Here is a 10,674-nt window from a genome sequence, read left to right as displayed (position 1 = left end):
GGGTTTGCCGTGTTTCGTCAGTCTGTTTCAGCTCGTCACTGCCTTTCGGTACTGTCCGCCGCGTTCTGTGCGGTTGCCGTTCCGTTTTTGTCGGGATGTGGACCCAGCTATTCCCCCGATACCTATGCCGACCGTGCGATGCAGCAGGCCAACAAGGTCGAACAAGGGGTCATTGTTGGTGTCAGGCCGATTGGGGTCAGCATTGATTCATCGATGGGTACCGCGACCGGGGCTGCGGCTGGCGGTATCGCAGGGGCACAAACGCCGGGTGGGGTGGGATCTGCTTTCGGGGCGCTGGGTGGCGCGCTGGTCGGCGGGATTGTCGGAACCACTGCAACCCATGTGGTGGGTGATACCAAGGCATGGGAATACATCGTCCGGAAAACCAGCGGTGATATGGTCTCCGTTACCCAGAAGGATGAAAAACCTCTGGCAATCGGGGGGAAGGTGCTGGTGATCGGCGGCAATCAGGCGCGGATCGTACCTGATTACACGGTTCCCCTGCTGAACAGCAAAACAGATAGTAAACCTGCTGTCGCGACCCCATCCGCAGAAAAACCCGCGACTGATTCGACTCAACCCGCGGAAACCCGGCCAGATGTGACCTCCACCCCGCTTCCGTCTCCGCTCAGCGCCTTACCTGCTGCCCTGCCCGGCGATTCGCCCTTGGTAAAATTGGCCACTATGGCCGCCAGACTGGTGCTGCCGGACGCCAAGCCCTGACGAAACCGGGCAACAGCCACTTTCTCAAGAGACTTGCTTTCAAGCCCTGCTCCGGCGCATGAAGCGCGCATCGTTCGCTGCGCGCGATAAGTCAGACCTGTCGAGCCGACCTGCCTGCAGGCAAGGTCCTGAAAGGGTTGGCGTTTCCTGAACGATCCATAGATGACCTGTCCCGTTCCAGCATCGCGCGTGGATCGTGACCGATCCGGCATGCATATGCCGGCTGGAGACGACTGTGACAGACGTGACATTTGATAGTTTTGGACTGGCCGAGCCTATTCTTCAGGCGCTTCAGGGGGCCAGTTTCCACAAGCCGACTCCGATTCAGGCCGGTGCCATTCCTCCTTTGCTGGAAGGGCGTGACCTGCTGGGGATCGCCCAGACTGGAACTGGCAAGACGGCGGCTTTTTCCCTGCCTTTGTTGCAGCACCTGATGCAGAAGCGAGAGCGTCCGCGGGCCTTTTCAACCCGTGCTCTGATTCTGGCCCCGACCCGCGAACTGGCCGTGCAGATTGACGATAATCTGCGCATGCTGGGTGGTGAGCTGCCGATTCGCCGTGTTCTGATTCTGGGTGGCGTTGGTCGCAAGCCGCAGGTGCAGCGCATGCAGCGCGGTGCCGATATCGTGATCGGCACGCCGGGCCGTATCTGCGATCTGATGAGCACCAATGAACTACTGCTGGATCAGGTGTCGCATTTCGTGCTGGATGAAGCGGACCGGATGCTTGATCTCGGCTTCATGCGCGATATCCGCAAGGTTCTGGCCTCTCTGCCGGAAAAACGGCAATCCCTGCTGTTCTCTGCCACCATGCCCGGTGAAATCGGACGTCTGGCAGAAGGGCTGCTGCGTAATCCGGCGCGCGTGCGGATCGCGGTGGAGGAGCCGACTCCCGACCGGATTGCCCAGCATGTTCATTTTATAGAAAGCACCGGCAAGCGCGTGCTGTTGACCCGTCTGCTGGCGGATCGTGCGTTGGAAAAGGTCATCGTGTTTACCCGCACCAAGCATGGTGCCAATCGCGTCGCGGAACATCTGGAAGAATCCGGTATTGCGGCCGATGCCATTCATGGCAACAAAAGCCAGAATGCTCGTCAGCGCGCTCTGGAGCGTTTCCGTAGCGGAGAGGCACGGGTTCTGGTGGCCACCGATATCGCCGCCCGTGGGATCGACGTTGCCGGTGTGTCGCATGTCGTCAATTTCGAACTGCCGAACGAGCCGGAAAGCTATGTCCATCGTATCGGCCGCACAGCGCGGGCTGGACAGACAGGCATTGCGATTTCCTTCTGTGACGGCAGCGAGCGTCCGTTCCTGAAAGCCATCGAGAAGCTTACCCGCGTGAAAATGTCGGTTGCCGGTGGTGTCGAAAGCGATCTTCCGGCTGAAGAACCGCGCAAGCAGCCACAGGCGCGCCGTCATCGTCCGCGCTGGCGCAATGCGGCCTGATTTTCACACCGATCAACTGGCTGATTGACTTACCGGTCGGGTACGGGACAACACTTGCGAAGCCATGCCAATGATCAGCAATGTTTCCTGTACCCCCTCCTCCCCGTATGATGACTCTTTTCCGCTCGCTGGCGCGGGCAAGCGGCGTAAGCTTGCGGTGGTGCTGTTCAACCTTGGCGGCCCAGACAGCCCGGCTGCCATCCGGCCTTTTCTGCTGAATTTATTCAAAGATCCCGCCATTCTGAGGGTCCCGTTTTTCGTCCGTCCCATTCTGGCGAGGATTATCGCGAAAGCGCGTGTCAAACCGGCCAGCGAGAATTATGCGCTGCTAGGCGGCAAATCTCCGCTGCTGGAGCTGACACAGGAACAGGCACACACGCTGGAACAGGCTTTGCCGGAATTCGAGGCCCGCTGTTTCATTGCCATGCGATACTGGCACCCGTTTGCTCATGAAACAGTGCGGGAAGTGAAAGACTGGGACCCGGACGAAATCATCCTGCTGCCGCTCTATCCGCAATATTCCACAACGACGACGGGCAGTTCGCTGACAGACTGGCGGGAAGCCGCCGCAGCTTCAGGGTTGGCAAAGCAGACCTTTTCCCTGTGCTGCTATCACAGTGATCGTGATTTTGCTTCGGCAACAGCGGCCCTGGTGCGCAAAGCGTATGATGAAGCCCGCCATACCCTGCCGGATGACGTCCCTTTACGGCTGTTATTCTCGGCACATGGTCTGCCGGAGGTCATCGTCAAAAAAGGCGATCCTTATCAGTTTCAGGTGGAGCGGAGCACGGCAGCCGTTCTGCGAGCTATGAACATGCCCGGTCTTGATCATCAGATCTGCTATCAGTCCCGCGCCACGCCGCAGGTCTGGCTGGGTCCCTCGACGGAAGAAGCGATTGATCGGGCGGTAGAGGATGGGGTTGCGGTGCTGGTGGTGCCCATTGCCTTCGTCAGCGAACATTCGGAAACGCTGGTTGAACTCGATGTCGAGTATGCAGAGTTGGCACACGGAAAAAACATCAAGGGCTATTTCCGGGTGCCTACCCAGAATTCCGATCCGGGATTTATCGGCTCTCTGGCCGGGCTGGTAAGGCGCGTGAGAGAGCATGGACCTGGTTTGTGCAGTTTTGCAGGGAGCCGTGTCTGCCCGCGTATTCATCGTGATTGCCCCCATGGTGAACAGGAAGATGCTGCATGAGAACGGTACCCCTGCGCATGGTGATCTTCGATTGTGATGGCGTGCTGATCGACAGCGAAACCATTGCTTCCCGTGTCGTGGCAGCCAGCCTGACCGAAGAAGGGTTGCCGATGACACCTGATGAGGCACACCGTATTTTTCTGGGCATGTCGTTGATTGATATGGTGCCCCTGATCGAAAAAATGCTGGGCCGTCCGGTGTCGCCCGGCTGGCGTCCAGCATTGGCCAGTGCGTTGCTGAAAGCACTGGAAATGGAATCTGTCACTGTGCCGGGGGCAAAAGAGGTTCTGGAAGGGATGGCGGCGCTGGGTCTGGAATGGCGGGTTGCCTCTAACAGTTCTCAGGCGGAAATGGCCGTCAAGTTTGCACGGACCGGTCTTAGCTATCTGACAGAAGGCCGGACATTCAGCGGCGGGCCGGGCGGTTCCCTCAAACCGAAACCTGCCCCGGACGTATTTCTGGCTGCGGCGGCCGATGCGGGCATTCCAGCTGAGGCATGTGTTGTGGTGGAAGACAGCATCCCCGGCTCACGCGGTGCGCGTGCTGCCGGTATGGAGATTCTGGGTTTCGCACCGTATGGCGATGGTGAAGCCCTGAAAGCGGAAGGGGCTACAGTGTTCAGGGCCTTGTCCGAACTGCCAATGTTATTCCGGCAACGGATGCAAGTGGGCAGCACGGTGACAGCATGACCGCTTCATTTCTGACCCCGTTTTATCTGTGGATCAAAACAGCCCATATCGCCAGCATGATCGCCTGGATGGCTGGTTTGTTTTATCTGCCCAGACTGTATGTCTACCATTGCGGATTAAGGCGCGGGAGCGAGGAGAGCGAACGTTTCAAGATCATGGAGCGTCGTTTGCTGAAGCAGATCATCAATCCGGCGATGATGGCGACATGGCTATTTGGAATTCTTCTTGTGCTGACGCCCGGTGTTATCGACTGGAGCCGCGGCTGGTGGCATGTCAAACTGCTTTGTGTGCTGCTGATGAGTGGTTTTCATGGCGCGATGTCGAAATGGCGGCGTGATTTTCTGGAAGACCGCAACACGCGGACGCACAAATTTTATAGAATTGCCAATGAAGTTCCGACTCTTCTGATGCTGATCATCGTAACGATGGTGATCGTAAGACCTTTCTGATCGGGTGGAAGGTCATTTTTGTCTTCAAAAGACAGAATAACGGACCTGAAAAAAGCCTGATCTTTTCCAGAGTCAAAAATCTCCGGTGCTTTCTGGTCCATCGCAATGTTTCACTAAACAATCTTACAATATCTTCGATGGATATGCTTTTCCGTTGCAGCATATCAATGTGAAAGCGAAAGCATGATGTCCGGGTGGAACCCAACCCAGAATGGTACAGACATGGTTATGCCGACAACAAGCAAAGCCGGGCAGCTGACCGGGATTATCGTCAGCCTGCTGCTGGTTATTGGTGTCGTATATGCCGCTTTTCATCTGTCGAATGATCTTGAGGGTGTCAGTTATCCCACTGCTCTGCCCTTTGTTCTGCTTGGGATTGCTCTGGCGATTGCGCTTGGCTTTGAATTCGTCAACGGTTTTCACGATACCGCCAATGCTGTGGCGACAGTGATCTATACCAATTCCCTGCCCGCCCATTTCGCTGTGGTCTGGTCGGGCGTATGGAATTTTTTGGGCGTTCTGGCTTCCTCGGGTGGTGTCGCCTTCACAGTCGTCTCTCTGCTGCCGGTGGAACTGATCCTTCAGGTTGGCAGCGATGCCGGATTTGCGATGGTATTTGCGCTACTGGTGGCAGCGATTTTGTGGAATCTGGCCACCTGGTATGTCGGTATTCCCAATTCTTCCTCTCATACTCTGATTGGCTCCATTATCGGGGTCGGTCTGATGAATCAGCTGATGGCCGGTCCGAATGGCACCAGTGGCGTGGACTGGGCACAGGCCCTGAATGTCCTGCGTTCCCTGCTGTTCAGCCCTGTTGCCGGATTTTTGCTGGCTGGTCTGGGGATGCTGCTGCTGCGCAGGCTGGTGAAAATTCCGACCTTGTACAAGGCACCGGAAGGAAAACAGCCGCCACCCTGGCCGATCCGTGCTCTGCTGGTTCTGACCTGCACGGGCGTCAGCTTCAGCCATGGTTCCAATGATGGTCAGAAAGGCATGGGCCTGATCATGCTGATCCTGATCGGCACGGTTCCCACGGCTTATGCCCTGAACCATACCGTTGATGGTCAGAAACTGATCGCGCTGCATCATTCGTCCCTGCAGACGGTCCAGATACTTGATGATCTGTCTGCTGCCAGACATGCTCCTGCCGTGTCACTGGATGCGGCCCGCAACAGGGTGACGGCTGCGATACAGAAAAAGAAGGCCCTGTCTGATACGGCATCCGCGCTGGCCACCTTGATCAAAGATGTGAATGCAAAGCTGGAAAGCCGGGTTGCATTGCGCGATGTGCCGCATGATCAGGCAGGCAATATCCGCAATGATTTCTACCTGATCAGCCATGCGCTGCCGTTCGTGGAAAAAACCGCCACTCTGACGCCCCAGCAAAAATCGGTTTTCGAGACTTTCACGGCTCAGGCGAACAACGCCACCCAGTTCATTCCCCTGTGGGTCAAGGTCTGTGTGGCTCTTGCGCTGGGGCTTGGCACTATGGTCGGCTGGCGCCGCATCGTGGTGACGGTCGGGGAGCGCATCGGCAAGGAGCATCTGACTTATGCGCAGGGTGCGGTTGCTGAAAGCGTGGCAATGGGCCTGATTCAGGCAGCCGATATGTATCACCTGCCGGTCAGCACTACCCATGTGCTGACATCCGGTGTGGCGGGTACGATGGCAGCAAACGGATCTGGCCTACAGGCGAAAACAGTGCGCAGTCTGCTCATGGCCTGGGTGCTGACCCTGCCTGCCTCGATCCTTCTGGCGGGCGGCCTGTTCTGGGCTTTCCGCAGTATGTTTACCGGTTAATCCGCAGCAACAAGCTGGGGATTATCGAAAACCGGATTCTGAACCCTGTACAACGCGTCCTGGAGAGTTTCCGCCAGGGCGCGTTTTTCATCCTCCCCCAGTGAACGTGCCAGTTCGAATTCACCATCACGGGAGGACAGGATCAGTTGCGGCACGCGCCCCGGACATTCCTCCAGCCGCAAACGCAGCCATCCCGGCCTTATTTTCATATGGCGGCTGCGTCCCCTTGCATCGATATGGGCAATGCCGGGACCAGTTCCGCTCAGGGTGACGATCTCGGTTTGGCGGACAGCTCTGGCATTCCATAGCAAAGCAGCGATGGCCAGAGGGGCTTCCAGTCCGGCAAATCCGGCTACGGGCCAGGCATGAACCATCAGGGAAAAGAGGACACCCAGCCCGGATAACAGGCACAGCCCCCCGCACACCAGCGCCAGCCCGCGGCGGGACAGGCTGCGATGCGGGATAATGATGGCTTCCGTGACCGGAAACCCGTCAGAGTTTTTTTCCGTCAATCGCCACATAAGGCGCGTATCATTCCTTCTTTCGTCCTGAAACGCCACTACATTTGCCTGCCTCTTGCCATGATCGGGTCAGGCGTGGTGTCTCCTGTTCCATGTCCTCCTCTTCTTCTCTTTCTGCTGCCGATCCTGTTTCTGCCAGTCCGCGTATGACCAGGGCGCAGGTAATCGGTTTTCTGGATGCGCTTGCCAAAGCCAATCCAGATCCGAAAAGTGAGCTGATCTACACGTCCAATTTCACATTGCTTGTTGCGGTTGTGTTGTCGGCCCAGACTACGGATGCCGCGGTGAACAAGGCCACACGGAGCCTGTTCGAACAGGCTCCCGATCCCGCTTCGATGGCGGCGCTGGGGGAGCAAGGGATTGCCCGTCATATCCGTTCCATCGGGCTATGGCAGGCGAAGGCGCGGAATGTCGCAGCTTTGTCGCAGCAATTGTTGGATCGTTTCGGCGGGGAGGTTCCTGCTGATCGGGAAGCTCTGGAATCCCTGCCGGGTGTTGGCCGCAAGACAGCGAATGTTGTGCTGAGCGTGGCGTTCGATCAGCCGACCATGGCGGTGGATACGCATGTGTTCCGGCTGGGTAACCGTACCGGCATTGCGCCCGGCAAGACCACGCGCATGGTCGAAGATGGGCTGGTGGCGCGTATCCCGGCGGACAGGCTGGGTATGGCGCATCACTGGCTGATCCTGCATGGGCGCTATGTCTGCAAGGCGCGCCGTCCGGAATGCTGGCGATGTGTGGGGGCAGAGTGGTGCCGTTACCCGGCCAAGGTGCTGGTGCCGCCTGTTAAATGAAGCACCCTGTTAAATGAAGCACAGGGCCTTATTCGTCCCTGACCGGACGGGACAGCAATGCGCTCATGGCTTCCTGAAAATCGGCTTGGCCGGAGACCATCGCGGCAACAGCGGAAATGATTGGCAAATCGGCATTCGGCCCGGCCCGGTGCAGCAGGGCGGGGGCAGTCATGACGCCTTCCACCACGCCTTCACTGGCGGACAGCGCCTGATCCAGCGCCATTCCCTGCCCGAGGGCGAAGCCGAGACGGAAATTGCGGCTGGCTTTTCCGGTACAGGTCAGCAGCAGATCGCCCAGCCCCGATAAACCGGCCACTGTGGTAGCCTGCCCCCCCAGTGTGACAGCCAGACGCGACAATTCTGCAATGCCGCGGGTCACCAGCGCAGCGCGGGCATTTTCCCCTAAGCCCGCACCGATCGTGACCCCTGCGGCGATGGCGATGACGTTTTTGGCCGCGCCGCCTACCTGCGCACCGACAGGATCGGCATTGCCATACAACCGGAATCCTGCACTGCCGAGAGCATGGATAATATCGCTTCTCAATCCGGCATCCGTGCTGGCGATGACGGAAGCCGCCGGCAGTCCGGCAGCGACTTCGTGGGCGAAATTCGGGCCACTGAGCACGGCATGAGGTAGATCGGGAAACAGGGTTGCCAGAATTTCCAGTGGAAACAGTCCGGTCTTACTCTCCACCCCTTTGCAGCAGGTGATCAGTCGCATGGGCGGCAGGTTTTGTGCGACCGCCCTCATATGCTGCATCGGCACAGCAAGCAGGGCGCAGGCGGCTTGATCCAGCTTGTGAGTGACTGTCACCGCGTCGGGGATCATGATACCGGGCAGGCGGGGATTGTGTCGGCTATCCTGCAAACGGATGGCTGTCTCCTCGCTGCGTGCCCATAGCCGCACGCGCCGCCCTGTCCTCGCTGCCTGAATGGCCAAGGCGGTGCCCCACGCACCGGCACCGACAACCAGAACATCGTTCAAACCGGTATCTGTCATTGCGTTTTATGTTCCATGGCTCCGGGGGCAGAGGCCGCACAATCAGTTCCGAGTTCATCCACGCGGATCTCACACGCTTTTAATCCGGTTTTCAGGGCCTGCATGATCGCGCGGGCGTTATCGCCAAATTGCCAGGGCGGGTTGAGGATGGCCATGCCACTTCCGTTAAGACGTGTCGTATCAGTAGGCGGCCGAAGGAATAATTCGGCGATCAAGGCCCGTTTCAGCCCGGCATCCTGCAACTGATGCCGCAGCAGCCGGGCCGGAGCACCGCCCTTGATCGGATACCACCCGGCGACCATGCCGGTGGGAAAGCGCTGTTGGGCCGTCAGCATGGCATCGGCCAGGCGGCGGTGTTCATCCGGCTGCTCGAAAGGCGGGTCGATCAGGGTCAGGCCGCGTCTGGGCAGGACACCGCCGGAGGAAGCGGTTTTCGGAGGGAGCATGGTTTCCAGCGCTTTCCACCCGTCGCGGCGATGGATGGCGCAATAGGGATCTCCCCTGAACCGCTCGGCGAGGCTGGCGCCATCTTCGGGATGGAGTTCACACACGGCCATACGATCCTGAGGACGCAGCATGGCACGGGCAATCAGGGGAGAACCGGGATAGAGGCTCCGCTCCATACCCAATGATTTGACCAGCGCCAGATAAGACGCCAGTGCCGGAGCCGGATCATCCAGCAACAGACCTATTCCCTTCTGCCATTCTCCGGTACGGGCGGCTGGTCCGTCCGTCAGCAGGGTCTCGCCGGTGCCCGCATGGGTATCGAGCACGAAGAACGGAGCCTCTTTTTGTCGCAGAACAGTCAGCAATGCGACCATCAAGGCGTGCTTATGGCAATCGGCGAAGTTTCCGGCGTGGAAAGCATGGCGATAATTCATGGAGCGGTCGATTCCGGCAGCGCCATATCCGGCGCATCCAGCGGCCAGCGTGGCAGGGGGGCATGATCCAGACCGGAGACCGCGCCATATTTCAGACGGTGCAGCCCGGCCCAGGCCACCATGACGGCATTATCGGTGCACAGCCGGGGTGGCGGGGCGAGCATGGTAATGCCACGCCGCTCGGCGGCGGTGGAAAGCGCTGCCCGGATCGCTGCATTGGCCGCGACACCGCCGGAGACGACGAGCATTTTCGCGGGCGCGATCTCATCCGCCATAGCAAGGGCGGCGGTGGCGCGGTCGGCCATGACATCGGCAACGGCCGCCTGAAAACTGGCGGCTATATCGGCAGCATCGGATAAAGGCAGCGGCCCATCTGGAAATCGGGCGACATACTGGGCCACCGCCGTCTTCAGTCCCGAAAAACTGAAATCGCACCCCACCCTGCCCTTCATGGGGCGGGGAAAGGCAAGGGCGCGTGGATTGCCCTGCAAGGCCAGCCGCTCCAGCGCCGGACCGCCGGGCCAGCCCAGCCCCAGCAGCTTGCCGACCTTGTCGAAGGCTTCCCCCACCGCATCATCGATCGTGCCGCCGAGCCGCCGGTAACGTCCGACTCCCTCGACCAGAATGCACTGGCAATGACCGCCGGACAGCAGCATCAGCAGGAAAGGGAAATGCTCACCGGAGGTTGTTTCCGCGACCCCGCCCAATGCCGGCAGCAGCGCGGCCAGAGCATGGGCTTCCAGATGATTGATGGCGATAAAGGGTCGTTTTGCCGCCAGGGCCAGACCTTTGCCCAACCCCGCCCCCACCAGCAACCCACCGATCAGCCCCGGACCGGAGGTTGCAGCAATCGCGGCCAGATCCTGAAAACGGAGTCCGGCTTTGTCCATTACCTCTGTCACCATGCCGGGCAGATAGGCCAGATGGGCCCGGGCGGCGATTTCCGGCACCACCCCGCCGAAGCGGGCATGATCGTCGTACTGGCTCAACACGATTTCGGCCAGAATACGGCCCGATCCGTCCAGGACGGCGGCGGCGGTTTCATCGCAGGAGGTCTCGATACCCAGGACCGGACCCGGAAAAAGGTTTTCAGAAGCCGGAGAATCCACTGCTTCATGCATTTCCGGCAGATTGGGGGTCATCTGTACTCTTTCCTTTCCTCTGTGCGGGTTTTA

11 protein-coding genes are annotated in these 10,674 nt (G+C 59.1%); 7 read left to right on the top strand and 4 right to left on the bottom strand.

Annotated elements, in window-relative coordinates:
* Positions 1-9 precede the first annotated feature (9 nt).
* The 6 genes from GbCGDNIH6_RS12135 to GbCGDNIH6_RS12110 all read left to right on the top strand — a co-directional run bounded on the left by GbCGDNIH6_RS12135 (position 10) and on the right by GbCGDNIH6_RS12110 (position 6,303).
* Positions 10-723, top strand: a complete 714-nt coding sequence (locus GbCGDNIH6_RS12135) for an outer membrane lipoprotein (protein ID WP_072564176.1) — start codon at positions 10-12, stop codon at positions 721-723.
* Between the two features lie 244 nt (positions 724-967).
* Positions 968-2,167 (top strand): DEAD/DEAH box helicase, encoded by a 1,200-nt coding sequence (locus GbCGDNIH6_RS12130; protein WP_232449846.1) that lies wholly within the window; start codon positions 968-970, stop codon positions 2,165-2,167.
* Positions 2,168-2,231: 64 nt separating this feature from the next.
* Complete coding sequence (hemH, locus tag GbCGDNIH6_RS12125) at positions 2,232-3,365, top strand: ferrochelatase (protein WP_081370136.1); 1,134 nt, start codon at positions 2,232-2,234, stop codon at positions 3,363-3,365.
* A complete protein-coding gene (locus tag GbCGDNIH6_RS12120; protein WP_072564175.1) occupies positions 3,362-4,054 on the top strand; it encodes an HAD family hydrolase in 693 nt (230 codons plus the stop codon). Before hemH ends, GbCGDNIH6_RS12120 begins: the two co-directional genes overlap by 4 nt.
* Entirely contained in the window at positions 4,051-4,503 is a 453-nt protein-coding gene (hemJ, locus tag GbCGDNIH6_RS12115) for a protoporphyrinogen oxidase HemJ (protein ID WP_072564174.1), read from the top strand. Before GbCGDNIH6_RS12120 ends, hemJ begins: the two co-directional genes overlap by 4 nt.
* Before the next feature lie 222 nt (positions 4,504-4,725).
* The gene (locus GbCGDNIH6_RS12110) at positions 4,726-6,303 is read left to right on the top strand and encodes an inorganic phosphate transporter (protein ID WP_072564173.1); all 1,578 of its coding nucleotides are present in this window, start codon (positions 4,726-4,728) and stop codon (positions 6,301-6,303) included.
* Here the strand turns inward: GbCGDNIH6_RS12110 and GbCGDNIH6_RS12105 are convergent.
* The gene (locus GbCGDNIH6_RS12105) at positions 6,300-6,824 is read right to left on the bottom strand and encodes a DUF2244 domain-containing protein (protein ID WP_072564172.1); all 525 of its coding nucleotides are present in this window, start codon (positions 6,822-6,824) and stop codon (positions 6,300-6,302) included. The two genes, GbCGDNIH6_RS12110 and GbCGDNIH6_RS12105, sit on opposite strands and share 4 nt — an antisense overlap.
* A gap of 92 nt (positions 6,825-6,916) precedes the next feature.
* On the opposite strand from GbCGDNIH6_RS12105, the gene nth reads away from it, so the two are divergent.
* The gene (nth, locus tag GbCGDNIH6_RS12100) at positions 6,917-7,618 is read left to right on the top strand and encodes an endonuclease III (RefSeq protein WP_072564171.1); all 702 of its coding nucleotides are present in this window, start codon (positions 6,917-6,919) and stop codon (positions 7,616-7,618) included.
* Between the two features lie 28 nt (positions 7,619-7,646).
* Here nth and GbCGDNIH6_RS12095 read toward each other — a convergent pair whose 3' ends face one another.
* Genes GbCGDNIH6_RS12095 through tsaD form a run of 3 tightly spaced genes read right to left on the bottom strand, consistent with a single transcriptional unit; the run spans position 7,647 to position 10,641 of the window.
* Positions 7,647-8,618, bottom strand: a complete 972-nt coding sequence (locus GbCGDNIH6_RS12095) for an NAD(P)H-dependent glycerol-3-phosphate dehydrogenase (RefSeq protein WP_072564170.1) — start codon at positions 8,616-8,618, stop codon at positions 7,647-7,649.
* A complete protein-coding gene (locus GbCGDNIH6_RS12090) occupies positions 8,615-9,499 on the bottom strand; it encodes a 23S rRNA (adenine(2030)-N(6))-methyltransferase RlmJ (protein WP_072564169.1) in 885 nt (294 codons plus the stop codon). Before GbCGDNIH6_RS12090 ends, GbCGDNIH6_RS12095 begins: the two co-directional genes overlap by 4 nt.
* Positions 9,496-10,641 (bottom strand): tRNA (adenosine(37)-N6)-threonylcarbamoyltransferase complex transferase subunit TsaD, encoded by a 1,146-nt coding sequence (tsaD, locus tag GbCGDNIH6_RS12085; RefSeq protein WP_081370135.1) that lies wholly within the window; start codon positions 10,639-10,641, stop codon positions 9,496-9,498. The genes GbCGDNIH6_RS12090 and tsaD overlap by 4 nt, the downstream gene beginning before the upstream one ends.
* Between the last annotated feature and the right edge of the window lie 33 nt (positions 10,642-10,674).

It is taken from the genome of Granulibacter bethesdensis, from assembly GCF_001889525.1.
GTDB lineage: Bacteria > Pseudomonadota > Alphaproteobacteria > Acetobacterales > Acetobacteraceae > Granulibacter > Granulibacter bethesdensis_C.
This window is presented reverse-complemented; position numbering and strand designations above follow the sequence as displayed.